This window comes from Limimaricola cinnabarinus LL-001 (assembly GCF_000466965.1).
GTDB lineage: Bacteria > Pseudomonadota > Alphaproteobacteria > Rhodobacterales > Rhodobacteraceae > Limimaricola > Limimaricola cinnabarinus.
This window is the reverse complement of record NZ_BATB01000019.1, coordinates 24911-51292: the sequence shown is the minus strand read 5'-3', so window position 1 is coordinate 51292 and position 26382 is coordinate 24911. Positions and strand designations below refer to the sequence as shown.

The following is a 26382-nucleotide window of genomic DNA, read 5'->3' as shown; positions in this document are numbered from 1 at the left end:
GACCGCCAAACCGCCGAAATCCAGATCCGCATCGCCATCATGAACCGCTTCTCAGCCCTCGGGCGGGCCGAGATCAAGGCCGTCCGCTGAAGAAAGGCGGGAAAGGGGGCAGTCATGCCCGAGGCTGATTTGCGCAACATCGCCGTCTACTGGCAAGGAGGCCCCATTACTCAATCCCTTCAGCAGGAGCCGAGAGTAGCTTAGAAAGCACCAGATTTTGTCGAGGGACCGGGGCAGCAGCCCAGATCAGCCGATCTCCGCCCTCAATACAGACCTTCGATCTCGAGCGGCAATTGACGCACTTCACGTTGAGTCAATAAGGGTCGAGGCAGGGGCGTGACATCTGCGGCCTGCAGTTTGTCATAGCGTTGCTCGGCCGCTTCGCGGATGTCGCCGCGATCGCGGAGGATCGTCGGGCGTAGGAACACGAACAAGGTACGCGTGGTCTTCTGCGCATTGCGCGATTTGAACAGGTTGCCGATCACGGGAACATCGCCCAAGCCCGGTACCTTATTGTCCTGCGATTGGCGATCGTCGGTGATCAGCCCGCCTAGGACCACCGTCCCGCGATCGTCAGCGAGAACCGTGGTGTTGATCACGCGGCGATTGGTGATCAGGTCGGCGGCCCCTTCGACATTGGCGCTCATGAGGCTCGACACTTCCTGTTCGATCATCAGTTGCACCACATTGCCGGCGGTGATGCGCGGCACGACGTTCATCGTGATGCCCACGTCGCGGCGCTCGATCGTGGTGAAGGGGGTGGCGGTGTTGCCGTCGGTGGCAAAGCTGCCGGTGCGGAACGGCACGTTCTGAGCGACCACGATAGTCGCGGGTTCGTTGTCGAGCGTGGTGACGCTCGGGGTGGACAGAAGCCGGGCCCGGCTCGATTGCGCCAATGCCTGCACCAGCGCGCCGAAATCATTGTTTCCGGCCCCGACGGTCAGACCGGTGGACAGCGCCACCGAGCTGGTGGCCCCGAGGGCGGCGAGCACGCCTTGCAGCGATACGCCGCCATTACCGAAAGAGGTGGCGGCGATGCGGCCCGGCGGCGCGGCGTCGCCGAAGCCGAGTTGCACGCCGAGCCGTTCCGCCACATCACCCGAAACCTCGACGATCGCGGCTTCGATCATCACCTGCGGGCGGCGCACGTCGAGCGCATGGATCAGACGGCCGGCCTCGGCCAGTTGGGCCGCGGTGCCGCGGACAATGACCGAATTGGTCTCGATCGAGGCTTGGATCGCGACCGAGATGGAGGCGGCGGGCGCGGCGCGGTCGAGCGCCACGAAGCCTTCTCCATCCTCGCCTGCGACGGCCGCGCCCTGATCGGCAGCGACGGGATTGCTCAACTCGACCGCGTCGCCGAGGGTGCCGCGAAGGATCTCGGCCACCACGGCGGCATCGCCGAACTGCATGCGAAACACCTGGGTCGAGATCGCCACCTGCGGGCTTTGCCGCTGCGCCACGTCCATGGAGCGGGCGAGGTCGCGGATCTCCTGGATGTCATCGGGGCTGCCGCGCACCAGAAGCTGGTTGGTCGAGGCGTTGACCGACAAACGCGCGCCGGTGCCCGCCTCGCCCAGCACTTCGACGATCGCGGCGCCGACGGCGACCGCATCGGCATTGGCGAAACGGATCACCTCGGCGCGGACGTTCTCGTCGCTGTCGAAGGCGCGGGCAATGGCGGAGATGCGGTCCACATTGGCGCGGGTGTCGGTGATTAGCACGGCGTTGGGATCCGCGATCGCCTCGATATACCCGGAGTCCGCCACGAGCGGCGCCAGCACGCGCACCGCTTCGGCCGATGGCAGGCGGTCGAGACGCAGCATCGTCGTCACGAAATCCTGGCTGCCCGCGTCGGCGTTGGTGGTCGAGCCGCTGATCGTGCGCGCCCGCGCTTCGGGCACCACCTGCCACGCCGTACCCGATTGCACGGCGACGAAGCCGCGCACCTGCAGGATCGACTGGAACAGGGCCCAGACGCCATCCTCGTCGAGAGGCTCGGCCGAGACGACGCTGACATCGCCGGAGAGGTTCGGGTCGAGCACGAGCGTCCGTCCCGTGATCTCGGAGACCTGCTCGGCCAGCACCGAGATCTCGGCGCCGCGCAGGTTGATGACGAAGGTGTCCTGCGCCTGTGCCGGCAACGCCACCGGCAGACACAAGGCGAGACCCAGAAACGATCGCAAGGAAAAGGTACTCATCGAAGCGGGAACGACATGCTGATGAGACGTCCATCGCGCTCGATCTCGATCTGCGCGAGGCCCGAGGCCGCGACCTCGTCATAAAGGCGTCGATCGCTGTCGACGTCTCCGACGGTCTGTCCATTCACGCGTGTCACTAGATCCCCTGCCAGCAGGCCCGCGCGGCCAACGCCGCTGTCGTGGTCATCCGCTATCCTATAGCCCTCGTCGGTCGGGATCAGCCCAATGCTGTCGAGAACCTCCGCGGGATTCTGTCTGATGCGTTCGCGCCACATGTCGATGTAGTCCTGAGGCGTCTCGGGCCCGCTGTCCTGATCGTCCTCGGGGGCATCCGCCGTTTCGGCCCCGGCGGTCTGCGACGCCACGAGGGCCTGCAATCGTCCGAGCCCCGCAAGATCCTGCTCGGGCGGCGCATCCGCGGGCCCCTCGGTTCCGGGAAAGGACAGCGTCTGCAATTCGCCTCCGACATCGAGCACCACATGGCCCGATGCGACCTCGATCAGCGTGGCGGCACCGGCCACGTCTTCACCCGGGCGGTAACCTTCATTGGTGCCGTTCGTGCCGATGAAGGCGATCGACCGGGCCGGATCGTCACGCACCACCACGCCGTGCAACACCAGATCGAGCGTTGTCTCGCCAACAGGGCCGGTGGGCTCGGGTGGCGGCGCCGAGACGTTGCCGAACGGCCCAAGCGCGAGAATCGGGCCGAGATCGGCGGGAGCGATCTCAGAAGTGTCCGGAGCAGGTGCCGTCGGGGCGGCGCGGGCGGCAGGGCCTCGGAATACCCCGCCAAATGCCACAGTACCGGCGGCGCGGTCACTGCGGTCCCCAGCAGCACCGCGAGCGTCGCAAGCGACCGCACCGGCAATGGAAAATGTGTCAGAGAAACGCCCATCCTGTCAGTCTATCCGTCGCGCGCCGTATCAATATAGCCCGTCAGCCTCACATTCGCGCCATCCGCCTCTGCCGGGGCCACACGGATCTCGAGCCGGTCTAGCGCAGCATCCGTCGTGGGCGTGGCCTCCACCGTCACGCGCCACGCCCGGCCGAACATCTCGACCTCTGCGCGGGTATGGGTCTCGTCGATCTCGGGCAGGCCGAGCCGCCATGCTGTCAGCCGCTCCTCGGCAACCCAGCGCGCGACGGTGCGGTCGGTCAGGTCGCCGATTCGGGCGCTGTGCCCTTCGGTCGCCCCGAGAAGCGATACCGCCCCCACCGCGAGCACGGCCATCGCGATCAGCGCCTCGATCATCGAGAACCCCGCCTGCGGGTCGCGACCGCTCATGGCGCAGGCTCGCGACGCGCCGAAGCCCCGTCCCAGACCAGCCGCTCGGCCCCGCCTTCGCCGACGCTCAGCACAAGCGGCGTCCCTTGGGCGGGCAGGAGCTGCGCCGTGACCACGAACACGCCTTCGCGCGCGTCCTCCTGGCGCAGCCGGACCGCATCGGGAAGCTCGTGAGGGGTGCCGAGGATCTCGACCCTGTGGGGGGCCCAACCCGCCGCGGTCCAGCCCAGAAACCGGTAGCCGGTCCCGCTCCAGGCAAAGGCCACCGGCGTCCCGGCCAGAAGCGCCTCGTCCGAGGCGCGCTCCATCCGGGCGCGCAGCAGCGCCAGCTCCGAATCGAGCGTTGCCTCGCCACGCCCCGGCCCGAGGTTGAGCCCGACCGCGCCCGCAACCGTGGCGATCAGCACCAGCACCACCAGCACTTCAACCAGCGTCAGACCGGCAGCGCCGTCGCGGGACACGGCGGGAGCGGTCAATTCTCGACCATCGCCTGTCCGTGGATGATGTCGGCATTCGCGCCGTCGCCGCCGGGCTGCGCATCCGCCCCGAGCGAGATCAGGTCGAAGCCGCCAGTGTCGCCGGGCGAGCGGTAGGTATAGGCGTTGCCCCAAGGGTCGACCGGCACCGCCCCGAGATAGCCACCCGCGGCCCAGTTGGGCGGCTGCGGCGGCGCGACGGGTTCTTTGACAAGGGCGTCGAGCCCCTGCGAACTGGTCGGATAGGTGCGGTTGTCGAGCCGGTAGAGTTCGAGCGCCGAGCCGATGGCGCGGATGTCGGTCCGGGCCACGGCAACCCGCGCCTCGTCGGGGCGGCCGATCACGTTGGGCACGATCATCGCGGCGACGAGGGCGATGATCACCAGCACCACCATCATCTCGATGAGGGTGACACCGGCGTCAGGTGATCGGGTCGCGGGAGACCGGGTTTCGGGCATGCGGCGCGCGCGGCGCGCCTTGGCTCCGATAAAGAGCTGGCGGATCATGAAACCTTTGCCTCTTGGGGGACGTACATATAGTAAGACTACACCAGCGGCGAGGTCTTGGAAAAGGCAAAAGCTCGTGAGAAATCAGGTGGTTCCAGAGGAAAAAGCGGCTCCTGAGCCGAGGCGCGAGGCGTTGTCCGACGGCCTTTCGACGCCCGTGACGCCGTTTCCCCGCTCCGGCCCGCCTTCCGCTCCCCTGTTCGAACGTTGCGCGGCGGCCATGGCCAAGGCGCGCCGGCCCGCTCCGGTGCTGATCGGATCGGAAGCCGTGACCGCCCTGCGCGTGGATCTTCCCGACGCGCCGGCCCGGCAGCGCCGGGCCCTGCTCACCTTCGCGGTCGAGGAGCGGCTTGCCACGCCGATCGAGGCGCTGGTGGTGTTGCCAGGGCCGTTGGCAGGCGCGCCCAAGGCCGAGGCGCTGGCGTTGGTGATCGACCGCGCCACCCTTGCCGCCGCCGAGGCGACGGCACCGGAGGGGGCGGCGATCCTGCCCGACTTTCTGGCCATCCCGCGCCCCGATGCGGCGGCGGACGGCCCGGGCTGGGCGGTGTGGCGCGACGGCGCGCGCTGCGTGGTGCGGGTCTCGGACGGGACCGGCTTCGCGGTGGCGACCGAGATGCTGGCGCTGGTCTGGCGGCGCGGCGGCCAGCCGTCTCTGACCAGCCTCGGCGCGGCGCTGCCCTCGGGCCTGCCCGCGACCGACCTGTCGCAGACCCCGCCGCCGCCGGACTCCGCCGATCTGGCCTTCAGCTTCTCGAATCGTGCCCGCGGCGAGGCGGCACAGGCCCTGCGCCGCCGGAGCGTCGTGGCCGCGGGCATCGTGGCGCTGGGGCTATTCTTGCAAGTCGGGCTGGCGGGGGCCGATGCCGTGGCACTGAGCCGGATCGCGCAGGCCGAACGGCGGGCCGCCGAAACCGCGCTGGAGCAGGTTCTTCCCGGCGCCGTCATCCCGGCCGATCCGGCACCGATCCTCGCACGGCTCGCCCCGAGCGTCGCCCGGCCCGAGCGCGGCGACCTGCTGCCGCTTTTGTCGGAGGTGTCCGAGACCTTGAACGCGGCGGATGAGACGGCGTCGTTCCGGCGGATGTCATGGGGCAAGGCCGACGGGGCGCTGATCGTGCAGGTGCAGGCGCCGGGGCTGGAGGATCTGCAACGTGTGCAGCGGGTTTTGCAGGCGGGCGGGTTCGGCGTGACCAGCGGGGCCGCAAATGCGGGCGACGGCATGGCCGAGGTCGAGATGCGCATCCAAAGGGAGGCGGCGAAGTGAGCGCTCTGTCGAGGCTCAACCCGCGAGAGCGGCTTCTGGTGCTCGGGGTCCTGCCGGTCGTGGCGGTGCTGGCGCTGATCTGGTATGTCTGGCTGCCCTTGCAGGACCATCGCCGCGCGCTCACGGAGCGAATCGCTGATTACCGGCTGGTCGAGGCCAGCGCACGGGCCGCCGCGGCCCGACCCGGGACCCAGCGCCCCGAATTGTCGCAAGACCGCGCACCGCTCGCCGCGCGGGTCACCCGAAGCGCCGAGGCCGCGGGGCTGCTGCTGCGGCGGCTCGAACCGGATGGCGGGCTCTTGCGGGTCACCATCGACGAGGCGGCCTTCGACACGGTGCTCCTGTGGATTTCGGATCTCGAAACCGACGAGGCGGTGGGCATCGCCGCGATCGAGGCCGAGCGACGGATCGAACCGGGCGTGGTGTCGCTGCGCCTGACGCTGGAGGAGATGGAATGACCGAGGCGATGACGGGCCCGGGCGCGAGGTCGCGACCGGCAAGGCGGATGGCACGGCGGAGGCCGCGCTGCCTCGGCTCGGCTACGGCTTTGCCAATGCGGGCGGTGTGATCCTGATGCGCGACGCCGAAGGACGGCCGGTCTGTCGTCATCGCCCCGAGGCGAGCCTTGAGGCGATGATCGAGGCGCAGCGCGTGGCAGGTCGTCTCGTCGCCTTCGAGGAGATCGACGCGAAGGCCTTCGAGGAGGAGCTTGGCCGCATCTACCGCGACAGCTCGTCCGAGGCGGCGCAGGTTGCAGCGGATGCCGATGGCGACCTTGCCCTGCTGGCCGACAGCGCCGCCTCGGTGGACGACCTGCTCGACCAGAAGGACGACGCCCCCGTGGTGCGGCTGATCAACGCGCTGCTGCTCGAGGCGGTGAAGGAGGGCGCGTCGGATGTGCATATCGAAACCGAGGAGCGCCGCCTGGTGGTGCGGTTCCGCATCGACGGTGTGCTGCGCGAGGTGATCTCTCCCAAGCGGGCGCTGGCCTCGCTTCTTGTGAGCCGGATCAAGGTGATGGGCAAGCTCGACATCGCCGAAAAGCGGATGCCGCAGGACGGGCGGGTTTCGCTGCGGGTCGGCGGCTACGATCTCGACGTGCGGGTCTCGACCATTCCCTCGCAATTCGGCGAAAGGGTCGTGCTGCGTCTTCTCGACCGGGGCCAGACGCTGCTCGGGCTCGATCACCTCGGTCTGTCGCCGCGCGATCTCGAGACGTTCAAGAGGGTGCTGGGCCGCCCCGACGGGCTGGTTCTGGTCACCGGGCCCACCGGTTCGGGCAAGACGACCTCGCTCTATGCCGCTCTCGATCTGCTCAACGATCGGCAGCGCAACATCATGACGGTCGAGGACCCGATCGAATACACGATGGACGGCGTCGGGCAGATGCAGGTCAACGCCCGCACCGAGCTGAGCTTTGCGCGCGGGCTTCGCGCGATCCTGCGACAGGACCCGGACGTCATCATGATCGGCGAGATCCGCGACCGCGAGACGGCGCAGATCGCGGTGGAATCCGCGATGACCGGCCATCTCGTGCTCTCGACGCTGCACACCAACACCGCCATCGGCGCGGTGTCGCGCCTCGTTGAGATGGGGGTCGAGCGGTTTCTTCTGGCACCGATGCTGCGCGGGCTGGTGGCGCAGCGGCTTGTGCGGCGGATCTGTCCCGATTGCGCCACGCCGCACGCGCTGACCGACACCGAGAGCGGGCTGCTCAACGGACTTTTGCCAGCGGGCGCACCGGTGTCGCGCGGGACGGGATGCTCACAATGTCACGGCAGCGGCTATCGCGGGCGGCTGCCGATCTACGAGATCATCGAGATCGACGGCGCGCTCGAGCGGCTGGTGCATGAAGGCGCCTCCGAGGCGCAGCTCACGGCGGCGGCGCGCAAGCGCGGCCCGGGGCTGCTTCAGGACGGTGTCGAAAAGCTGCGCGACGGGCTGACCACGGTCGAGGAGGTCGCGCGGGCGGTCCGTGAGGACACGACGCTGCCGGAGATCGCCTGACATGGCGGCCTTCGCCTACCGTGCCGTCGATGCGAAGGGCCGCAGCGCCAAGGGCATCGTCGAGGCGTCGAGTTCGGCCGCCGCGCGGCAGGCGCTGCGCGCGCAAAAGTTGTTGCCGGTCTCGGTCGAGCCGACGGCGGCGCGGCGGGCGCCGGGGGCGGGGGCCGCACGGCAGGGGCGCGGTGGCATCGGGCTGCGCACGCTGACCCTCGTGACGCGCCAGCTCGCCACGCTCATCGGATCGGGCATCCGGGTCGAGGACGCGCTGCGCACCGTGGCGGCGCAGGCGGGCTCGACGCGCGCCTCGTCGCTGCTGCTGAACCTGCGGGCCGCCGTCCTCGATGGCCGCAGCTTTGCCGCCGCGCTGGGAGATTATCCGCAGGTCTTCGGGGATTTCTATCGCGCCTCGGTGGCGGCGGGCGAAAGCTCGGGGCAATTGGGACATGTGATGGAGCATCTGTCGGGATTCGTCGAAACCCGCGCCAAGAACCGCCAGACGGTACAGCTCGCGCTGCTGTATCCCGCGATCCTCGCGCTGGTCTCTCTGGCGGTGATCGTGGCGCTTCTGACCTTCGTGGTGCCCGACATCGTGCGCGTCTTCACCTCGCGCGGGGCAGAGTTGCCGCTTCTTACCCGGACCCTGATCGGGCTGAGCGATCTCATCAATGACTGGGGCCTCGTCATGGGCGCCGCGATTGCGGGCATGGCGGCGGGGGCCGCGCTGGCGCTCCGGCGGCCCGCGGTGCGGATGCGCTGGCATCGCCTGCTCGCCACTGCGCCGGTTACCCGGCGCTTCGCGCTCAAATCCAACGCGGCTCAGTTCGCAGGCACGCTGGCCACCCTCACGGTAAGCCGGGTGCCGCTGATCGAGGCGCTGGGGGCGGCGGCGCAGACCGTGCCCAACCTGTATGTCCGCAAACGGGTGGAGATTGTCTCCACCCGGGTCCGCGAGGGGGTCGCGCTATCGGCCGCCCTGACCGAGGCGGGGGTGTTTCCGCCCATGATGATCGCCATGGTCGCCAGCGGAGAGGCAGGCGGCGTGCTGGGCCAGACCCTGACCCGCGCCGCCGAGGACCAGTCGCGCGATCTCAACGCGCTGGTCGCCGCCCTCGTGGCGCTGGTCGAGCCTGCGGTCCTGCTGATCATGGGGGGGATCGTGATGCTGCTGGTGCTGTCGATCCTCTTGCCGATCGTCAATCTCAACAGCCTCGTGGGCTGAGGCGGCCCGACCCCGGCCGGCCTTCTCAGAACGGCATGGCAAGCGAGGTCGGAGCCGAACTCGGCATGCCGGGCACGAGGGCGGCGCCCTGCGGCTCCACGGTCACACGCAGCATGCGCTCGCCGGTGACGGCAAGGCGGGCCAGCGTGGTGCCCGTGTCATCGCTCAGCACCGCGTTGGCGTCCGCGCCTTGGGTCGAAAGGCCCATGACCATGGCGGGCACCGGGATTTCCGTGCCGTTCCGGTCGAGGCAGACGCCCTGCGACGTCTCGATCGCGCCCTGCGCGGCAAAGGCGCGACGCCCGGCCGAGAGGCTGTCGATGGCGACCACCGCGCGCGGGCTGCAGCTTTCGACCGCGAGGCGTGGAAACAGCGCCAGCAACCCGGCCCCCGCGCGCCCGCGCAGGTCGTGGGCGGAGACCGCGAAAGGCGTCGCCTCGATCCGGCCTTCGAGACGCGTATCGGGACCCTGAAGTTCGACCCCGGCGGCGATCCGCCCGGTGAGCAGATCGCCCGGAGACCATGTCCAATCAAGCGTGTATCCGCCCAGAAGTCCGGCCCGGCCACGGCTCAGGCTGCCCGATAGCGTCTCGACTTGAGGGGGCAGGACAACTAGGGTCCGCACGACCGATGCGGGCATCGTCATGACCAGTGTCGCGCCAAATACGAGGGCCGTGAGACATGCCAGGGCAACCCCTGTTCCAATCCCCTTCAGCCAGCGCCGGGCGCGGTCCTTCGGGGTGGTCGCGTCGTGGGTTTCTGGGGCGTCTAGCTGCATCATCGGCCTTTTGGGTGTGGCGGGTTGCGGCGCTGGCGGGGCTGGTGGTGAAGCCACAGTGGCGCCGCCCGGGACGGTGGGGCGCGCGGCCCTGCTCGCGCCGCTCTCCGGCCCGCAGGCGAGTATAGGCCAGATCATGCGCGAAGCCGCAAGCCTCGGCGGCGCGGTCGGCGGTCCCGGAGCCGAGATCGACCTGCGCGACGCCGGCACCACCGAGCAGAGCGCCGTCGATGCGGCGCGCCAAGCGGTCGAAGCCGGGGCGGCGATGATTCTGGGGCCTCTGTTCTCGGGACAGAGCCGGGCCGTGGCGCAGGCGGTGGGCCGCAAGGTGCCGGTGGTCTCCTTTTCCAACGACAGCGCCATCGCCGGCGGCAATCTCTACGTCTATGGTGTCACGCCGTTGCAATCGGCCAAATCGGTGATGGGTTTCGCCGCGGCGCGTGGCCTGCGGCGCATCGCCGTCGTCGCCCCGCCGGGAGAGTTCGGCACCAGATCCGTCGCGGCGGCGCAGGCGGCGGCGCAGGGATATGGCATCGCCCTGTCCGAGCCGGTCGTCACCGACAGCGCCGAGAGCCTTGCCGCCCGGCTGAGCGCCGCGTCGGGGGGGCAACTGCCCGACGCCGTCTACCTGCCAAGCGTGCGCGGCGGGTTCGAGGCGCAGGCGGCGGCGATCAGCGCGGCAGGGGTGCAGATCCTCGGCTCCGACCAATGGGCGGCGATCACGCCGCAGCGGATTCCAGCGCTGCAGGGGGCGTGGTTCGCGGCCCCCGATCCGATCGGCTTCGAGGCCTTTGCCATCGCGTTGGAAGAGCGGGTCGAGACCGAGGCCGGGATCGTCGCCGGGCTGGCTTTCGACGCGATCGAGATGGCCCGGCTGCTGGGGCGGCTCGGACAGCAGAGCGCCGAGGGGCTCCAGCGCCCGGCGGGCTTCAGCGGCGTGCTCGGACCCTACAAGATCCTGCCTTCGGGCCTTGTCGAGCGTGGTCTCGCGGTTCTCAAGGTGGCCGATGGGGCCACGACGTTGATCGGTGCGCCCTCGGTATGAGGCGCACCGCGTCCCGGTGCCGGACCCGTCGGGAATGACCCCGCTCTGCGGCCGGGCGCAGGAGGGGCAGGTACATGAGGGGCAGGCGCGAGACGGGCAGGCCGGGTTCACCCTGATCGAGATGCTGGTGGCGCTGGCGCTCTTTGCGCTGGTGGGGCTTGCCTCCTTCGCTGTGCTCGACACGGTGATCCGCACGCGCGAGCGCACCGAGGGTCGGCTCGAGGCGGTGGCGCAGATCGACCGGGCCCTGATCCTGTTTGGCCGCGACGTGGCGCAGGGCCGGGCCGCCGACCTGCGCCTCGAAGAGGGGCGTCTGATGTTGACCGGGCCGGAGCGCGGCGCGCTCGACTGGACGGGCGAGGCGGGTGTGCTGCGTCGCCGCGCGCTGGGCCCCGATGGCGGTGTCCGGGTGACGCAGGCGCTGGTGTCCCCCGTTGACGGGGTGGTCCTTCGTGTTCTCGACAGCGGGGGACAGTGGCACGAGGCGTGGCCCCCCGAGGATGGTCCCGCCTCGCCACAGGGGGTGGAGCTGCGCTTCGACATCGCCCCCGGCGGACCGTTGGGCCGCGAAACGCTCAATGTGCGGCGTCTGGCCGAAACCGTGCGTCCGGTCGAGCCATGAGGGCACGCGGCACCGAAGATGGCGTGATCCTCGTCAACGTTCTGGTCACGCTGGCCATCGCCTCCTCGCTCGTTGTTTTGATGCTGACCTCGCAGGACAGCCTGCTCGACCGCGCGCGCCGGGTCTCGGCCACCGCGCAGGCCGAGGCGCTGGCGCTCGGGGCCGAGACATCGGTTCTGGTGGCGCTGCGGCGCGACATGGAGGCGGGCCCCGAGACCGACCACTATGCCGAAGCATGGGCGCTGGCGTCGCAGCAGGAGGTGGAGCTTGAGACGGGCCGCTTCTCGGTCGAGATCCGCGACGCGCATGCGCGGCTCGACCTGAACGGGTTGGCGGCGGGGGGGATCGCGCAGGTGCAGGTCCTGTCGCGGCTGATCGATGAACTTGAGCTGCCGCCCGAAACCGGGCCGCGCATCCTGACCTTCCTGCGCGACCGCGGCCCGGCGGCGTCACTTGAGCAGATCCCCGGTCTCGACGCCGTGGCGATTGAGCGTCTGCGTCCCGTGGCCGATGTGCTGCCGGTGCCGGGAAAGATCAACCTAAACACCGCCGACGCGCAGGTGATCGGAGCGGTGCTCCAGAGCCGGACGGCGGCGCGCCGGCTCGTGGCGCTGCGCGAGCGCAATGGTGGGTGGGTGGAGAGCGGCGACGTCGCGGCCCTGGGGCTGATCGGAGCCGGGGTGGGGCTGGTGTCGGACCTCTTCGACGTCACCGTGAGGGCCGAGGTCGACGGCATGGAGGTCCATCTCGAAAGCAGGCTTCAGCGGCGGCGCGGCATGGGCACGCGCGAGGTGGTGGTGATCTCGCGGCGGTTCGGGCCGGAAAACGGCGGGATCCCAACGCCCGACCCTTAGGACTTTCGAACGGGAACCGGCGCCCAAGTCCTCGAAAATGCGACAGGCGCGGCCCTTTCGGGGCCGCGCCTGCTCTTGATTTGTCTATCGAACGATCAGGGATTGAACGGCTCGATGGACGGGGTCATCGCAAGCTCGAGATCCGTGATGTCGATCGGCTCGGCATTGCGATCCTGGTTGAACACCTCGAGGAAGCCCAGTCCCAGCGATCCGATACCGCGCGTGCCGTTGGAATCGTCACAGGCCGCGACAAGCAGGACCAGCGATGACAGGCCGATGAGGCTCAGTCTGGTTTTCATGGCGTATCTCCTTTCGGCCCCTTAGGAGCGTGCGCCGGGGAGCGGCGTGTTCAGATAGGGGAACGCGTTCATGAATTCGGTCGCCTTGAGCGGCGCGCCGTCGGTGAAGGGCTGATTGCCCACCGGTGCGTCGGAGGGCTGGCACAGACCGAGATTCACGAAATCGCTGGAGGTGTCTTCCTCGGCCCCATCGACACCGAGTTCGGCGCCGAGCGGCACGTCGTAGCACAGCGCCCCCATGACGACCCGCAGCGCGATATCGACGGTGTCGTCACCCGGACGACGACCGTTCGGGAAGCCGGCGAGATCCTCGGCCACGACGCCGAAGGTGTGCTGCTGCTGAATCGGGGTGGCGGGCACCGCGGTGTTCAGACGCATCATCTCGGACGGCACGGCGTCGGGGTTGGACGAGGCGTTGAAGCCCGGGAATCCGGTCAGGAACGCCGCGACGAGGTCGTTGCGCGGGAAGTTCGACGGCGCGATGTTGTCGTCGGCACCGTCGGCACCGACGGCGTCGCGGAACAGCAGATCGAGCAGGGCGGGAAGGGTCGGGTTGGTCACGTAGGTGGCCAGCGCCCCGTCCTGGGTCGGCTCGGCGGCGTTGAACAGGTTCTTGTCGGGCAGACCGATGACGACCTCATTCACCAGCGGCGCCGAAAGACGCGACTGCTGCACCCACGCTCCGCCGAACTTGCTGTCCTGCTCATAGGTAGGCGAGGGATCCTCGACCTGGCCCTGCGGCAGGCTGGCGGTGGTCCAAGCGCCGATCACAGGGTCGTCGCCCTCGGTGAGGCAGGAGATGGGCACCTCGATGGCGATCGAGGTGACGTTGGCCTGACCGATCAGGTCGTCATTGGCACGATCTTGAGTGATTCCGCCGGGGAAGGGGTTGGCGGTGTTGTATTGCGGCCAGTCACCGCTCGGCGCGCCCTGGACCGGCACGAGGTTCACAAGGTCGAAGACCTCACCGAGATTGACGGCGAAGGCCTCGGCGCGCTGGCCTACGAAGACACGTGCATCGCCTTCGCAGCCGGGCAGGGCAACATCGTCGTAGATGAACCGATCGGCGTAGTTCTCGTAGTCGGGAAGAGTCTTGTTGCCGATATTGTCGACGGGCTTAACAAAACGCTTGCCGGTGCGGGGGTTGCTAAGATCCGATCGCTCGCCGCTGCGGCGATCGCCCTTGATCATCCTGAGAGTATAGCGTTCGTTCTCGTTGAGTGCGCCGAAGGGGTCCTTGGCGGTGATCTGTCCGGCCTGACGCAGCGGGATCGCCACGTCCTGCCCACCGATGTCCAGGGTGATGCCCTTGCCGTCGTTGGTCAGATCGTTGTCGAAATCGAATTGGAAGGTAATGTCCTCGATCGCATCGCCGTCGTTGTCGACATGGATCTCGTAGATCGCGTCGGGGTCCATCGTGAAGTAGTTCGGACCGCCATAGGGGGCTTGTATGGGCTGATAGTTGGCGATCAGCGTCACGTAGTCCTCACGGCCCGGCTCATAGCTGCGGAACATGTAGAAGTCGGTGCCGTCGATCTTGGGCGTCTCGGTGATCGCGGGGGCTTCGCGGTGGGACGACGCCCAGGCGGACGAGGCCGCAAGAAGGGCGATCGCCGTCATGGCCCCTGTTTTGACGGTCGTTGGTTTAATCAGCATTGCTCATACACTCCCATGACCCGTTCACCGCGCGGTTGAACGGTCTGTTTTCCGCCAGTATTCGCGATCGTTGTTCCAATCTGCGACCCGACGTCACAGACACTTAGCCCGAGGGATAGAAGTTTCAGCATCACAAAAACTTTTTTTGCATTGCATTCCCAACCTCTATGGTTCTCAACGATAAAAACGACACAGCCATGATCGAGACGGCATGAGCGAGATATGGCTCACCTTGGCTCTTGGTGGCGGACTTTTGCTGCTGTGCCTGATCGATATCCGGCAGCGGCGGCTTCCGGATGTGATCACTCTCCCGTTGATCGCAGCCGGGCTCATCCAAGGGGCGCTGGAACTGGGCGGATGGCCTACGGCGCGGATCGTCGGCGCCTGCTTGGGCTTTGGTGTCTTCTGGGTGATCGGCGAAGCGTTCTGGCGCTGGAGGGGGATCGAAGGTCTCGGGCAGGGCGATGCCAAGCTGCTTGCCGGGGCAGGGGCATGGCTCGGCTGGACGGCGCTGCCGACCGTCGTGCTTGTCGCGTCCCTCGGCGCCTTGCTGATGGAGCTTGGACAAGGTGCCGTGGCCGGACGGCGCATCGCGTTCGGTCCATGGCTGGCGGGCGCTTTCTGGCTTTACTGGCTATGGCAATCGGGACTGCGGTGAAACTCTCGGCCCCCATCCTGCTTGGTTGATGGCAGAAGAGAGGGGGGGGTCATCAGGGCCCCGCTCGTGCCGAGATGCCGGGGCCTTCGCCATTGGTCTTGACGAAGCGCGATACCTTCGGCGCAATCCTTAGCCGCACCACGGCGTCGGCGGTGATGCAGGCACTGCCGTGGTGATGCCCCCGCATCCAAGCCCCCGGATCGCAATCGTTCTGCCGGTATCCCTCGGGGAGAATGCGGATCGCCGCGCCGGGGCCATCCACGGTGCGGCGATACCGCTACGACGTGGCACCCGGACGGCGTCAGCCGGGCGACGGGTCCGCGCCTGCGTGCTGCGCGTCGCGCGCCAATGCGGCAAGGCTTCCGTTGAGCGGGCCCAGTGGGATCAGGCAGGCCTGAAGCGCGTGATAGATGTCGGGCTTGCCGTGAAACGGGTCCGACGACGGGCGGCCATCGGCGTCGATCTGCGGGTGCCAGCCACCCGCATCGCGGTCGATCAGGTGCCGTGCGGCAAAGTCCCAGAACCGGCGGTACCATGCCTCGAAACGCGGATCGCCGTCGAGTTCCGACAGCGCATGCGCCGCGCCGATCCCCTCGCAGACCGGCCACCAGTAACGCTCGGAGATGGCGGCACGGTCGTCCCAACCCAAGGTGTAATAGAGCCCGCCCTTCTGCGCGTCCCACCCGTCGGAAACGGCGCGCTCGAACAGGCGCGCGCCGCCTCCGGGGCCCAGCCGAGCCTGCGGCCTCCAGTCTCGTAAAGCTGCACCAGAAGCCGCGCCCATTCGAGAGAATGGCCGGGCGTCAGCCCGGCGGGGCGGAACATCGGGTCGCCATCATAGTCACGATCGACGCTCCAGTCGGCATGGAAATGCTCGGCCAGACGCCAGCCGTTTTCACGCGCGCGGCGGTTGACGATCAGCTCTGCGATGCGCTCGGCCATCGCCAGATGCGTCTCGTCGCCGGTGGCCTCGAAGGCCGCCATCAACGCCTCGGTCAGGTGCATGTTGCAGTTCTGGCCGCGATAGGCCTCGGTCTCGTGCCAGTCGGCGTCGAAGCCCTCGCGGATCGCGCCATGCGCCTCTTCCCAGAACCGCTCGCGGATCAGCGGCGTCACGTCGGCGATCATGCGCCGCGCCTGCGGGTGACCGGCCATCTCGGCGCTGGCGGCGGCGAGAAGAACGAAGGCATGGCCATAGCCGGTCAGCCGCGGATCGGGCACGTCGGTGGCGGTCACGCCCCAGGCATAGCCGCCGCCGGGCTGGCGGTGCCGCTCCCACAGGAAGCGCATTCCGTGATCGACGATCGCCATCGCGCCGGGGCGGCCCCCGAGCGCCGCTATGGCAAAGCAATGCACCATGCGCGCGGTGGCGTGGATCTCGCGCAAAGGCGCGTCGCGCAAGGCGTGCCCGCCGGCGTCGAGAACGAAGAAACCGCCTTCCGGATCGACGCTTTCGGCCTCGAACAGGCGCAGCAGGTCGTCGGCCTCGCGTGCGAGCCAGCGGCGATGGTCGGGCAGGGTGGTCCAGCGGGTGGTCATGTTCGTCTGCTCCTGATGGGTCGGCGGGGCGAGGGAGGGGCGGTCGTGTCGCGCGGCACCAGCGTGGCGTCGATGCGCAGCGTCGTCGGGGCGGCGGCGGGGTCGGACATGCGGGCGAGCAGGCGCTCGGCCAGGCGCCGCCCGAGATCGTAGGGCATGACCGAAAGCGTGGTCAGCGCCGGTGTCGCCAGCGCCGCCTCGGCCACGTCGTCGAAGCCGATGATCGACACCTCGCGGCCCGCCCGCTCGCCGCGGCTCGCGAGGCCGAGACAGGCGCCGAGTGCCACCATGTCGCCATTGCACACCACCGCGCCGATATCGGGATGCGCGGCGCGCAGCGACAGGATCGCGTCGCGCCCGCCGCGCCTGCTGTCCTCGCAAGGCCAGACCAGCGGCGCGCCGAGGCCGCGTTCGGCCACGGCCGCGAGATAGCCCGCGATCCGGTCCGTGCGCGGCGCGCGCGGCGCGGTGCCCCCCAGAAAGGCGATGCGGCGATGGCCGAGATCGGCCAGATGCGCCACCGCGTCGCGCAGCGCCCGCGCGTTGTTCAGCTCGACATGGTCGAGATCCGGTGACACCCGGTGCAGGAAGGTGACGACCGGCAGGCGCTGCGCCGCGAGAAGGTCGAGCGTCGCGGCATCGGTGCCGCTGGCCGGGACCCAGATCAACCCGCCGCGCATGTTGGCGATCAGGGCGCGCAGGTTGCGCTCCTGCCGTTCGGCGTCATCGCGCGAATCCAGCACCGAGACTAGGTAGCCGTCGCGCTCCAGCCTGTCGCTGACGCCGCTGACCAGCTCCGCGTTGAACGGGTTGGCGAGGTGGTGCAGCACGAGGCCGATCTCGCGGTTCTCGCCCGAGCGCATCGCCGCCGCGCGGCCATCGGGCAGATAGTTCACCGCGCGCGCCGCTTCGAGAACCCGGGCGCGGGTCTCTTCCGAAATGCGGCCCGTGCCCCGCAATACCTGACTGACCGTCGCGGGCGAGACGCCGGCCGCCGCGGCGACGGTGCTGAGTTTGGGTCTATGGGCCACGGATCGCGATCAGCCTGCCATGCGGTCTTTCAATGGCTTTAATATAACGATATATCAGAGGGGCGCAACGCCCCTTCACTGTGCCATTGCCTTGGCCCGATCTGCCTGCAAGGAGACCCCCGATGCAGCCCGTTTCCCCCCCGTCGCAGGACCCGCGCGGCTTTCTCGAAACGCTCTTCGCCGCCGCCGTGGCGCGCGCCGACCCGATGCAGGTCGTCGCCGCGTATCTGCCGCCGCGCCCGGAGGGGCGGCTCGTGGTGATCGGCGCAGGCAAGGCCAGCGCCCGCATGGCCGAGGCGGTCGAGGCGGTCTATGGCCCCTGCGAGGGGCTGGTGCTGACGCGCTATGGCTATGCGCGGCCCCGCCAGGGCATCGAGATCGTCGAGGCGGCGCACCCCGTGCCCGACCAGGCCGGGCTCGAAGCGACGGCGCGGCTTCTCGACCTGCTCTCGGGGCTGGGACCCGAGGATCACGTGCTGGCGCTGATCTCGGGGGGCGGCTCGGCGCTTCTCTGCGCGCCGATCGAGGGGCTGACGCTCGAGGACAAGAGGGCGGTGAACGCGGCCCTTTTGGCCTCCGGCGCGCCGATCTCGGCGATGAACGTGGTGCGCAAGCAGTTGAGCCGCGTGAAGGGCGGACGGCTCGGCGCGGCCTGCGCCCCGGCGCGGCTTTTGAACCTGATCATCTCGGACGTGCCCGGCGACGACCCGTCCGAGATCGCCTCCGGCCCGACCGTGGGCGATACCAGCACGCCCGAGCAGGCGCTCGAAATCATCGAGCGTTGGTCCATCGACGTGCCCGAGGCGGTGCGCGCCGCGCTGGAACGGCAGGGGGAGCAGGGGCCCGACCGCGTGGTCCCGGACGATCCGCGCCTCGCCCGCTCCGAGACCCGCATCGTCGCCGCCCCGGCGCAGTCGCTCGAGGCCGCCGCCGAGATCGCCCGCGCGGCGGGCTGCGAGGTGCGGATGCTGGGCGACGCGCTCGAAGGCGAGGCGCGCGATCTGGCGGTGACGCAGGCGCGGGCGGCGCGAGAGATCGCCGAGGGCCTCGCGCCGGAGGCGGCGCCGGTGCTGCTGTTGTCAGGGGGCGAATGTACCGTGACCCGGCGCGGGCAGGGGCGCGGCGGCCCGAATGCCGAGTTCGTCCTTGCCGCGGCGATCGAGCTTGCGGGCGATCCGCGCATCCACCTGCTGGCTTGCGACACCGACGGTGTGGACGGGGCGGACGAGGTGGCGGGCGCCTATGCCGGGCCCGCGACGCCCCTCGACACGGCCAAGCAGGCGCTCCGGGACAACGACGCGCATGGCTATTTCGGCCGGATCGGCGGTCAGATCGTGACCGGCCCGACCCTGACCAACGTCAACGACTTCCGGGCGCTGCTGGTGCTGCCGCCGGTCTGATCGCCGTCGCACCGCCGCCCTTCATGCGGCGGTGCAGCGACGAATATCGGTCGCGTTAACGAAATACCAATTGCCGAAACCGGTTTCGGAACTGAACTTCGACTCAAGGGAGATTCGAAGTGATCCAGACCGTTCAAGATCGCGGACCGGCCGACAGGCTTTCGGGGCGGGTGACCATCACCCAGCTTTCCGAGGCTCTCGGGCTGAGCAAGAGCACGGTCAGCCGGGCGCTGAACGGCTATCCCGACATCTCCGAAAGCACCCGGCTCAGGGTGCGCCGAGGCGCCGAGACGATGGGCTATCGGCCCCTGAGCCACGCACAGGCGATCCGCACGGGGCGGGTGCGCGCGCTCGGGCTGGTGGTGCAGATCGACGATCACGACTCGCAACGCCCGTTCCTCGCCGATTTTCTCGCCGGGATCTCGGTCACGGCCAGCGCCGAGGGCTGGACCCTCACCGTGGCGACCGCCGACAGCGAGGCGCGCACCGTCCGCACCATGGCGCAGCTGGTCGAGGACCGGAAGGCCGACGGCTTCATCCTGCCGCGCACTTTGTCCGACGACGCGCGCGTGACGCTGCTCCGGACGCATGACGTCCCCTTCGTGATGTTCGGCCGCACCGCCGAGCCCGAGGCTGCGCCTGGTTCGACATTCTGGGCGAAGACGCGATGCGCGACGCGGTCGTGCATCTGGCGCGGCTCGGTCATCGCCGGATCGCCTTCGTGAACGGCGGGGCGCGCTACAATTACAGCCGCCTGCGGCTCGCGGGCTACCGCGCCGGGCTCGCCGTCGCCGGGCTCGAGGAAGACCCCGCGCTGATCCGCGGCGACGCGCTGCGCACCGAGGATGGCGCGCGCGAGACCCGGGCGCTGCTGGCGCTCGACGCCCCGCCAACGGCGGTGGTCTTCGCGGTCGATCACGCGGCGCTCGGGCTCTACCGGGTCTGCGCCGATCTCGGCCTCGCGGTGGGGCGCGACCTGTCGGTCATCAGCTATGACGGCGTGCCCGACGGGGCCTATGCCGATCCGCCGCTGTCGTCGTTCAAGGTCGACACCCGCGCGGCGGGCCAGCGGCTTGCCGAGATGCTGATCGCGCGCATCCGGGGAGCGGCGCCCGAAGAACTGCGCGAAACGGCGCCCGCGATCTTCGACGACCGCGGATCGGCCGGGCCGCCGCGGCTGGAACCCGAGGCGCTGGCACGGCGCCTCCGGCAAGAAACGACATGATTTTCACCATGGGAGGAGAAACCATGACCACGACCCGCAAGACCCGACTGCTGACCGGTGCCGCGCTGATCGCGCTCACCGCAGGAGGTGCCCAAGCCGAAAGCCTGCGCTTCTGGACCACCGAGGAGCAGCCCGAGCGCCTTGCCGCGCAGCAGGAGCTGGCGGCCGAGTTCGAGGCGGCCTCGGGCCACACGGTCGAGGTGATCCCCGTCACCGAGAGCGATCTGGGCACCCGCGCCACGGCCGCCTACGCGGCGGGTGATCTGCCTGACGTGATCTATCACACGCTGCAATACGCCCTACCTTGGGTCGATGCGGGCATTCTCGACATCGATGCGGCGACCGACGTGATCGAGAACCTCGGCGGGGACAGCTTTGCCCCCGGCGCGCTCGCCATGGCCGAGCTCGAAGGCGGTGGCTATGCCAGCGTGCCGGTCGATGGCTGGACCCAGATGATCATCTATCGCAAGGACCTGTTCGAGGAGGCCGGTCTCGAAGCGCCGACCTCCTTCGACGCGGTGCGCGCGGCGATCGAGGCGCTGCACAACCCGCCCGAGATGTACGGCTTCGTCGCCGCCACCAAGGTCGACGAGAACTTTATGAGCCAGGTGCTCGAGCATGTCTTCCTCGCCAACGGCGTCTCGCCCGTGGGCCCCGACGGCGCGCAGCCGCTCGACGAGGCGGCGACCACCGAGGTGCTGGAGTTCTACAAGGCGATCGCCGAAGCCTCGCCTCCGGGTGAGCTCTACTGGGACCAGTCGCGCTCGCTCTACTTCTCGGGTGATGCGGCGATGATCATCTGGTCGCCCTTCATCCTCGACGAGCTCGCCGGCCTGCGCGACAGCAACCCGCCCACGATCAACGACGATCCGACCTCGCCCGAGCTGGCCTCCAAGACCGGGATCGTCACCAACTTCTCGGGTCCGTCCAACCCCGAGGGCGCGGCCTGGGCCGACATCCGCTATTTCGGGATCACCAACGACGCCTCGACCGACGCGGCGATGGAGTTCGTCGAGTTCTCGATGAACGAGGGCTACACCAAGACGCTGTCGATCGCGCCCGAGGGCAAGTTCCCGGTGCGGCGCGGCACCGCCGAGAACCCCTCCGAGTTCTCGGAGGAATGGGCCAAGCTGCCGATGGGCGTCGATCGCAAGAAGCCGATGTCCGAGCTCTACGATCAGGCGATGATCGACGAGATCGTCGGCGGGCTCGACGTGGCCCAGCGCTGGGGCGTCGAGGACGGACAGCTCGCGCTGGCCTCCAAGATGATCAACAGCCAGGCCATCAACCGCGTGGTGCGCCAGTACATCGACGGGCAGGTCGACGCCCCCGCCGCCGTTCAGGCCATGAACGACGAGCTGGCCGCGATCCAGTGATCGCGGCCGGGCGGCCTATCGCGCCCCTCCCCGCGAGGGGCCGCCCCCCATACCTTCATTTTCATCCGCCATCCGCGAGGACCGGACCATGACCGCCCAGACCCCACGAAGTGGGTCGGCACCGCTCGGCCAGAGCGCCGAAACGAGCCGACCCGCGCCGACACCGCCCAAGGGCCGCAATCCGCTGGAGCGCCGCGAGGCGCGGCTGGCCTGGGGCCTGCTGCTGCCGACCGTCACCGCCGTCACGCTTGTCGTGGTGCTGCCGCTGCTCGCGATCTTCTGGATCAGCGTGAAGCCCGTGGGCCTTGCTGATCTGCGCCCGCCGGTGCCGGTGGTCAGCGAGGATCTGCGCGGCCGCCCGGAGGCCGTGGGCGACGCGGCCACCCTGCGCTACCGGCTGCGAAATTCGAGCCAAGACCAGGTGATCTCGGGCGTGCTGCTGACCGACACGCTGCCCAAAGGGCTGGAGATCGGCGATCTCGACCCGCGCTGCGTGCTCGACGGCCGCGAGATGACCTGCGACCTCGGCGATTTCGAAGGCGGCTACCGCGAGACCATCGAGATCCCCGTCATCATCGGTCAGGCCTTCGCCGATGCCGGGATGGAGCTCCCCGACAGCCCGCCGGGCCTGACGGGCCGCGCCTCCAACGTGCTGACCTCGGGCAGCTTCACCTTCGAGAACTTCGCCCGCATCTTCGACGGGGCCGAGTTCTGGGGCGTGCTCTGGGTGACGCTGGTCTACACCGTCTTCGGCACGATCGGCGCGCTGCTCTTCGGGCTGTTCGCCGCGCTGCTTCTGGACAAGTCGTTCCGGGGGCAGGGCGTGCTGCGCGGGCTCTACCTCTTTCCCTACGTCGCGCCGGTGATCGCCGTGGCCTTCACGTGGATCATCCTGTTCGACCCGTTCTCGGGCTCGGCCAACGCGCTCCTGATCCAGATGGGCGTCACCGACGAGGCGATCAATTTCTTCGGGCAGAGGCCGCTCGCGCTGATCATGGTGATCCTGTTCGAGGTCTGGCGCTACTTCCCGCTGTCCTTCCTGTTCATCCTCGCGCGGATGCAGTCGATCGACACCGACATGTACGAGGCCGCCGACATGGATGGCGCGAGCCCGTTCCAGCAGTTCTGGTATCTCTCGATGCCGCAGCTTCTGGGCATTCTGTCGGTGCTGTTCCTGCTGCGCTTCATCTGGACCTTCAACAAGTTCGACGACATCTTCCTGCTTACGGGCGGCAACGCCGGCACCCGCACCCTCACCGTCAACGTCTATGAACAGGCCTTCGCCGTCTCCAACATCGGCGCTGGCGCGGCCGTGGCCGTGGTGATCTTCGCCTGCCTTCTGGTGTTCAGCTTCCTGTTCTTCCGCTTCATCAGCCAGGAGGAGGGGCTATGAGCATCTTTCGTCACGGATACGTCGCGGGGCCGATCTTGGGCCTTCTGTGGGCGCTCGTCATCGCCACCGCCACCGCCGTCGTCTTCTCCTTTGCCACGGGTGGCGCGTTTCGCCCGGGCGGCATCGGTGCGGGGCTTCTGGGCGCGGGCCTGGGCGCGCTCGCCGTCCTCTGGCCGCGTCTGGCGGGGCCGGTGGGCCTCGGTCTGGGGGCGCTGATGTCGCTCACCCCCCTCGCGCCGGTCGTCACCGGGCCGGACATCGCGGCCACGCCCGCGCTTCTGGCGGGCGGCGTCATGGGCGCCGCCACCGGCTGGCCGATCGCGGCGATGATGGCGGGCTGCCACAGCGGCGCGCTGACCCGGCACGAGTTCGAGGCTTCGGTGATCCGCTTTCTCACCGGTTTCGGCTACATCTTCTTCACCGCGATCGTCGCCATTCCCTTCTACGTGATGGTGATGACGTCGCTGAAGAACCAGTCCGAGCTGATCCAGAACCCGCTCGATTTCTCGATCGACCTATCCAAGGGCTGGGACCTGTTTCGCAGCTATTCCGAGCTGTTCGGCCAGTTCAACTTCGGCAGCTATCTCTGGACCTCCTTCCTGGTCTCGGTGCTGACCGTGTTCATCACGCTGCTGTTCGCGGTGCCGGGCGCCTATGCGGTGGCACGGCTCCGCTTTGCGGGCCGCGCCGCGATCTCGCGCTCGATCCTTCTTATTTACATGGTGCCGATGATCGTGCTGGCGCTGCCGATCTACATCGCCTTCTCGATGCTGGGCTTGCGGAACTCGATCTTCGGCATCGTCATGATCTACCCGGTCACCACGATCCCGGTCGCGCTCTACATGCTGCAGGGCTATTTCCGTGGGCTCCCGGCCGAGATCGAGGAGGCCGGGCTGATGGACGGTCTGAGCCGTCTCAAGGTGATCTGGCAGATCACCCTGCCGCTCTCGATGCCGGCGCTGGCGAGCGTGTCGCTCTACGTCTTCATGATCGCGTGGAACGAGTTCCTGCTGGCCTTCATGCTGCTCGACGACCCGTCGAAGTTCACGCTCACCCGCGGCATCGCCGCGCTCAACTCCTCCGAGATCCCGCGCCAGCACCTGATGGCGGGCTCCGTGATCGCCACCGTGCCGATCATGGCGCTGTTCCTCGGGCTCGAACGCTTCATGACCAAAGGCCTCACCGCAGGCTCCGTCAAAGGATGACTTCCATGACCAATCCCCGCATTTCGCCCGCGCTGGACGAACAGGCCCGCGCGATCCTCACGGGCAACGACCGCGGCGGCTACACGGTGCCGACCGACGGGCTCTACCCCTACCAGTGGAACTGGGACAGCGCCTTCGCCGCATGGGGCTTTGCCACCTTCGACCTCGATCGGGCGTGGACCGAACTCGACACGCTGTTCTCGGCCCAGTGGGCGGACGGCATGGTGCCGCACATCATCTTTCACAAGCCCGATCCGGGCTACTTCCCCGGTCCCGACGTCTGGGGCACGGGCCAGTCGCCCGAAACCTCCGGCATCAGCCAGCCGCCCGTCGCCGCCACCATGGCGCGCCTCATCTTCGAGATGGATGCGGAGGCGGGCCGCGACCGCCTTGCGGCGCTATATCCTCGGATGCTCGCCTGGCACCGCTGGTGGCGCGACCAACGCTGCGGCTCGGGGGTGGTGGCGATCACCCACCCGTGGGAATCGGGGCGCGACAACTGCCCCGACTGGGACATCGGCATGGCCAATGTGGATGGCTCGAATGTCGGCGAATACACCCGCCGCGACACCGGCCATGTCGATGCTTCGATGCGCCCCGGCAAGGCGGATTACGACCGCTACATCGCCATGGTGCAGTTCGGCCGCGACTGCGGCTGGGACCAGTCCGAGATCGTCGCGAACGGCCCTTTCCTGATGGCCGATCCGGGCATCACCTTCATCCTGCTGCGCGCGCATGACGACCTCGCAGCATTGGGCCGCGCGCTGGGCCACGACGTGAGCGAGGTCGAGGGCTGGGCCGCCGATCTGCGCGCCGCCGTGCCCTCGATCTGGAACGCCGAGACCCGCGGCTTTGATGCGCGCGACCTCAAGACGGGGCGCTTTTCGGGCCGGATCGGCTCGGCCGCCTTCCTCGCCTATCTGGCGAATGTCGAGAGCCCGGAGCTCGACGCGCGGATGACCGAGCTGTGGGACGCGGTGCGCTACGGCTTTCCCTCGGCCGACCCGGCCTCGGAGGAGTTCGACCCGCGCCGCTACTGGCGTGGCCCGTCATGGCCCGTGGTCAACGCGCTGATGGCGATCGGCCTCACCGACCGGGGCCGCCATGCCGCAGCCGAACGTCTGCGCCGCGAGACGGCGGAGCTGATCGAGGCGCATGGCTTCTTCGAGTATTTCGATCCGATCGACGGCACGCCCTGCGGCGGCGATGCCTTTACCTGGACGGCGGCGATCTGGCTCACCTGGGCGGGCGCGGCCGGCGATGCGAAGGGAGGTGCGTGATGGCATCCATCGAGCTCAAGGGCGTCGAGAAGTGGTTCGGCGAGGTGCAGGTCATCAAGGGGGTGGACCTCGCCATCGAGGAGGGCGAGTTCGTGATCTTCGTCGGCCCCTCGGGCTGCGGCAAATCCACGCTTTTGCGGATGATCGCGGGCCTCGAGGGCACCTCGCGCGGGCAGATCATGGTCGGCGACCGTGACGCCACCGCCGAGCCGCCCTCCAAGCGCGGCCTCGCCATGGTGTTCCAGTCCTACGCGCTCTACCCGCATATGTCGGTGGCCGAGAATATGGGCTTTTCGCTCAAGGCCGCCGGGGTCAAGCCTGCCGAGCGGCAGCGTCAGGTGGCCGAAGCCGCCCGCGCGCTCAGGCTCGAGGAATATCTCGACCGCAGGCCGCGCGACCTGTCGGGCGGGCAGCGCCAGCGCGTCGCCATCGGCCGCTCGATCGTGCGCGAGCCGACGGCGTTTCTCTTCGACGAACCGCTGTCGAACCTCGACGCCTCGCTGCGCGTCGAGATGCGCTACGAGATCGCCAAGCTGCACCAGACGCTGAAATCGACCATGATCTACGTCACCCACGACCAGATCGAGGCGATGACGCTGGCCGACCGGATCGTCGTCCTCTCAGCCGGGAAGATCGCGCAGGTGGGCACGCCCAAGGAGCTCTACGAGCATCCCGCCAACCTCTTCGTGGCGCAGTTCATCGGCAGCCCCAAGATGAACGTGCTGCCCTGCCGCACCGGGCGCGGCGAATGGCAGCTCGAAGGCGGGCGCGGCGGTGTCTTTGCAGGCGCGGACGAGGCGGTCACTCTCGGCATCCGGCCCGAGCATATCGAGATGCTGCCCGAGGGGCAGGGCGCCTGCGACGGCACCGTGGACCTTCTCGAATATCTCGGCGCCGATACCAACGTGATCGTCGATTGCGGCGGTGCTTTGGGCAAGGTGACGGTGCGGGTCATCGGCGGCACCGATCTTCAGCCGGGCGACCGTGTCGGCCTCGGCTTCGAGCCGTCGCGGATGCACTTCTTCGACAGCGACGAACAGAGCGTCGGGGCCGGCTGACG

Annotated in this window: 24 protein-coding genes and 2 pseudogenes; 15 read left to right on the top strand and 11 right to left on the bottom strand. The window is 68.7% G+C overall.

Annotated elements, in window-relative coordinates; all coding sequences use genetic code 11:
- Positions 1 to 263: 263 nt before the first annotated feature.
- The 5 genes from gspD to gspG all read right to left on the bottom strand — a co-directional run bounded on the left by gspD (position 264) and on the right by gspG (position 4468).
- Entirely contained in the window at positions 264 to 2186 is a 1923-nt protein-coding gene (gspD, locus tag MBELCI_RS08730; protein ID WP_021693833.1) for a type II secretion system secretin GspD, read from the bottom strand.
- Between the two features lie 11 nt (positions 2187 to 2197).
- Entirely contained in the window at positions 2198 to 3001 is an 804-nt protein-coding gene (locus tag MBELCI_RS08725) for a type II secretion system protein N (RefSeq protein ID WP_021693832.1), read from the bottom strand.
- Positions 3002 to 3105: 104 nt separating this feature from the next.
- Entirely contained in the window at positions 3106 to 3486 is a 381-nt protein-coding gene (gene gspI / locus MBELCI_RS08720; RefSeq protein WP_021693831.1) for a type II secretion system minor pseudopilin GspI, read from the bottom strand.
- Positions 3483 to 3962, bottom strand: coding sequence for a prepilin-type N-terminal cleavage/methylation domain-containing protein (locus MBELCI_RS08715; protein ID WP_081698519.1), 480 nt, complete (start codon positions 3960 to 3962; stop codon positions 3483 to 3485). The genes gspI and MBELCI_RS08715 overlap by 4 nt, the downstream gene beginning before the upstream one ends.
- Positions 3959 to 4468 carry a type II secretion system major pseudopilin GspG gene (gene gspG, locus MBELCI_RS08710; protein WP_021693829.1) on the bottom strand — a complete coding sequence of 170 codons (510 nt, stop codon included), beginning with the start codon at positions 4466 to 4468 and terminating at the stop codon, positions 3959 to 3961. The genes MBELCI_RS08715 and gspG overlap by 4 nt, the downstream gene beginning before the upstream one ends.
- A 220-nt stretch (positions 4469 to 4688) precedes the next feature.
- Between gspG and gspL the strand changes: the two genes are divergently transcribed.
- The 4 genes from gspL to MBELCI_RS08690 all read left to right on the top strand — a co-directional run bounded on the left by gspL (position 4689) and on the right by MBELCI_RS08690 (position 8961).
- Positions 4689 to 5735, top strand: coding sequence for a type II secretion system protein GspL (gene gspL, locus MBELCI_RS08705; protein WP_021693827.1), 1047 nt, complete (start codon positions 4689 to 4691; stop codon positions 5733 to 5735).
- The gene (locus MBELCI_RS08700; protein WP_021693826.1) at positions 5732 to 6193 is read left to right on the top strand and encodes a type II secretion system protein M; all 462 of its coding nucleotides are present in this window, start codon (positions 5732 to 5734) and stop codon (positions 6191 to 6193) included. The genes gspL and MBELCI_RS08700 overlap by 4 nt, the downstream gene beginning before the upstream one ends.
- Positions 6194 to 6260: 67 nt before the next feature.
- On the top strand, positions 6261 to 7742 hold the full coding sequence (locus MBELCI_RS08695; protein WP_045319896.1) for a GspE/PulE family protein: 1482 nt from the start codon (positions 6261 to 6263) through the stop codon (positions 7740 to 7742).
- Position 7743: 1 nt separating this feature from the next.
- Entirely contained in the window at positions 7744 to 8961 is a 1218-nt protein-coding gene (locus MBELCI_RS08690; RefSeq protein WP_021693824.1) for a type II secretion system F family protein, read from the top strand.
- Between the two features lie 25 nt (positions 8962 to 8986).
- Here the strand turns inward: MBELCI_RS08690 and gspN are convergent, their stop codons facing one another.
- Complete coding sequence (gene gspN, locus MBELCI_RS08685; RefSeq protein WP_021693823.1) at positions 8987 to 9607, bottom strand: type II secretion system protein N; 621 nt, start codon at positions 9605 to 9607, stop codon at positions 8987 to 8989.
- A gap of 190 nt (positions 9608 to 9797) precedes the next feature.
- Between gspN and MBELCI_RS08680 the strand changes: the two genes are divergently transcribed.
- The 3 genes from MBELCI_RS08680 to MBELCI_RS08670 are packed head-to-tail and all read left to right on the top strand — an operon-like array spanning position 9798 to position 12260.
- Positions 9798 to 10784: a penicillin-binding protein activator gene (locus MBELCI_RS08680; protein WP_045319895.1), complete on the top strand. Its 987-nt coding sequence runs from the start codon at positions 9798 to 9800 to the stop codon at positions 10782 to 10784.
- 34 nt (positions 10785 to 10818) lie between these two features.
- A complete protein-coding gene (locus MBELCI_RS19270; RefSeq protein ID WP_021693821.1) occupies positions 10819 to 11406 on the top strand; it encodes a type II secretion system protein GspJ in 588 nt (195 codons plus the stop codon).
- On the top strand, positions 11403 to 12260 hold the full coding sequence (locus tag MBELCI_RS08670; protein WP_021693820.1) for a type II secretion system minor pseudopilin: 858 nt from the start codon (positions 11403 to 11405) through the stop codon (positions 12258 to 12260). Before MBELCI_RS19270 ends, MBELCI_RS08670 begins: the two co-directional genes overlap by 4 nt.
- A gap of 95 nt (positions 12261 to 12355) precedes the next feature.
- Here MBELCI_RS08670 and MBELCI_RS08665 read toward each other — a convergent pair whose 3' ends face one another.
- Positions 12356 to 12559, bottom strand: a complete 204-nt coding sequence (locus MBELCI_RS08665; RefSeq protein ID WP_021693819.1) for a hypothetical protein — start codon at positions 12557 to 12559, stop codon at positions 12356 to 12358.
- Between the two features lie 21 nt (positions 12560 to 12580).
- On the bottom strand, positions 12581 to 14179 hold the full coding sequence (locus MBELCI_RS08660; protein ID WP_021693818.1) for a DUF4331 domain-containing protein: 1599 nt from the start codon (positions 14177 to 14179) through the stop codon (positions 12581 to 12583).
- Between the two features lie 247 nt (positions 14180 to 14426).
- Here MBELCI_RS08660 and MBELCI_RS08655 point away from each other — a divergent pair, with 247 nt between their 5' ends.
- Positions 14427 to 14873, top strand: coding sequence for a prepilin peptidase (locus MBELCI_RS08655; RefSeq protein WP_052512697.1), 447 nt, complete (start codon positions 14427 to 14429; stop codon positions 14871 to 14873).
- Positions 14874 to 14925: 52 nt separating this feature from the next.
- On the opposite strand, the gene MBELCI_RS20705 is transcribed toward MBELCI_RS08655, so the two are convergent.
- The 3 genes and pseudogenes from MBELCI_RS20705 to MBELCI_RS08645 form a co-directional block, all read right to left on the bottom strand.
- On the bottom strand, positions 14926 to 15135 hold the full coding sequence (locus tag MBELCI_RS20705) for a hypothetical protein (protein WP_021693816.1): 210 nt from the start codon (positions 15133 to 15135) through the stop codon (positions 14926 to 14928).
- A gap of 39 nt (positions 15136 to 15174) precedes the next feature.
- Positions 15175 to 16412, bottom strand: a pseudogene (locus MBELCI_RS08650) (AGE family epimerase/isomerase).
- The gene (locus MBELCI_RS08645; RefSeq protein WP_045319894.1) at positions 16409 to 17443 is read right to left on the bottom strand and encodes a LacI family DNA-binding transcriptional regulator; all 1035 of its coding nucleotides are present in this window, start codon (positions 17441 to 17443) and stop codon (positions 16409 to 16411) included. Before MBELCI_RS08645 ends, MBELCI_RS08650 begins: the two are co-directional and overlap by 4 nt.
- A gap of 122 nt (positions 17444 to 17565) precedes the next feature.
- On the opposite strand from MBELCI_RS08645, the gene MBELCI_RS08640 reads away from it, so the two are divergent.
- The 7 genes and pseudogenes from MBELCI_RS08640 (at position 17566) to MBELCI_RS08610 (ending at position 26380) form a co-directional block, all read left to right on the top strand.
- The gene (locus tag MBELCI_RS08640; protein ID WP_021693813.1) at positions 17566 to 18843 is read left to right on the top strand and encodes a glycerate kinase type-2 family protein; all 1278 of its coding nucleotides are present in this window, start codon (positions 17566 to 17568) and stop codon (positions 18841 to 18843) included.
- A 119-nt stretch (positions 18844 to 18962) separates the two neighbouring features.
- Positions 18963 to 20068 (top strand): annotated as a pseudogene (locus MBELCI_RS08635) (LacI family DNA-binding transcriptional regulator).
- 23 nt (positions 20069 to 20091) lie between these two features.
- Positions 20092 to 21444, top strand: a complete 1353-nt coding sequence (locus MBELCI_RS08630; protein WP_045319893.1) for an ABC transporter substrate-binding protein — start codon at positions 20092 to 20094, stop codon at positions 21442 to 21444.
- 88 nt (positions 21445 to 21532) lie between these two features.
- Positions 21533 to 22837: a carbohydrate ABC transporter permease gene (locus tag MBELCI_RS08625; RefSeq protein WP_021693810.1), complete on the top strand. Its 1305-nt coding sequence runs from the start codon at positions 21533 to 21535 to the stop codon at positions 22835 to 22837.
- On the top strand, positions 22834 to 24042 hold the full coding sequence (locus MBELCI_RS08620) for a carbohydrate ABC transporter permease (RefSeq protein WP_021693809.1): 1209 nt from the start codon (positions 22834 to 22836) through the stop codon (positions 24040 to 24042). Before MBELCI_RS08625 ends, MBELCI_RS08620 begins: the two co-directional genes overlap by 4 nt.
- A 5-nt stretch (positions 24043 to 24047) precedes the next feature.
- Positions 24048 to 25322, top strand: coding sequence for an MGH1-like glycoside hydrolase domain-containing protein (locus MBELCI_RS08615; protein WP_021693808.1), 1275 nt, complete (start codon positions 24048 to 24050; stop codon positions 25320 to 25322).
- A complete protein-coding gene (locus MBELCI_RS08610; protein WP_021693807.1) occupies positions 25322 to 26380 on the top strand; it encodes an ABC transporter ATP-binding protein in 1059 nt (352 codons plus the stop codon). The genes MBELCI_RS08615 and MBELCI_RS08610 overlap by 1 nt, the downstream gene beginning before the upstream one ends.
- Positions 26381 to 26382 lie beyond the last annotated feature (2 nt).

Bases quoted from the DNA above. Each gene is read 5' to 3' on its own strand.
- MBELCI_RS08625 (WP_021693810.1), top strand. From the start codon at position 21,533: ATGACCGCCCAGACCCCACGAAGTGGGTCGGCACCGCTCGGCCAGAGC.
- MBELCI_RS08610 (WP_021693807.1), top strand. From the start codon at position 25,322: ATGGCATCCATCGAGCTCAAGGGCGTCGAGAAGTGGTTCGGCGAGGTG.
- MBELCI_RS08665 (WP_021693819.1), bottom strand. From the start codon at position 12,559: ATGAAAACCAGACTGAGCCTCATCGGCCTGTCATCGCTGGTCCTGCTT.
- MBELCI_RS08690 (WP_021693824.1), top strand. From the start codon at position 7,744: ATGGCGGCCTTCGCCTACCGTGCCGTCGATGCGAAGGGCCGCAGCGCC.
- gspL (WP_021693827.1), top strand. From the start codon at position 4,689: ATGGCCAAGGCGCGCCGGCCCGCTCCGGTGCTGATCGGATCGGAAGCC.
- MBELCI_RS08670 (WP_021693820.1), top strand. From the start codon at position 11,403: ATGAGGGCACGCGGCACCGAAGATGGCGTGATCCTCGTCAACGTTCTG.
- MBELCI_RS08630 (WP_045319893.1), top strand. From the start codon at position 20,092: ATGACCACGACCCGCAAGACCCGACTGCTGACCGGTGCCGCGCTGATC.
- MBELCI_RS08660 (WP_021693818.1), bottom strand. From the start codon at position 14,179: ATGACGGCGATCGCCCTTCTTGCGGCCTCGTCCGCCTGGGCGTCGTCC.
- MBELCI_RS08655 (WP_052512697.1), top strand. From the start codon at position 14,427: ATGAGCGAGATATGGCTCACCTTGGCTCTTGGTGGCGGACTTTTGCTG.
- MBELCI_RS08615 (WP_021693808.1), top strand. From the start codon at position 24,048: ATGACCAATCCCCGCATTTCGCCCGCGCTGGACGAACAGGCCCGCGCG.
- gspI (WP_021693831.1), bottom strand. From the start codon at position 3,486: ATGAGCGGTCGCGACCCGCAGGCGGGGTTCTCGATGATCGAGGCGCTG.
- gspG (WP_021693829.1), bottom strand. From the start codon at position 4,468: ATGATCCGCCAGCTCTTTATCGGAGCCAAGGCGCGCCGCGCGCGCCGC.
- MBELCI_RS19270 (WP_021693821.1), top strand. From the start codon at position 10,819: ATGACCCCGCTCTGCGGCCGGGCGCAGGAGGGGCAGGTACATGAGGGG.
- MBELCI_RS08620 (WP_021693809.1), top strand. From the start codon at position 22,834: ATGAGCATCTTTCGTCACGGATACGTCGCGGGGCCGATCTTGGGCCTT.
- MBELCI_RS08640 (WP_021693813.1), top strand. From the start codon at position 17,566: ATGCAGCCCGTTTCCCCCCCGTCGCAGGACCCGCGCGGCTTTCTCGAA.
- gspN (WP_021693823.1), bottom strand. From the start codon at position 9,607: ATGACGATGCCCGCATCGGTCGTGCGGACCCTAGTTGTCCTGCCCCCT.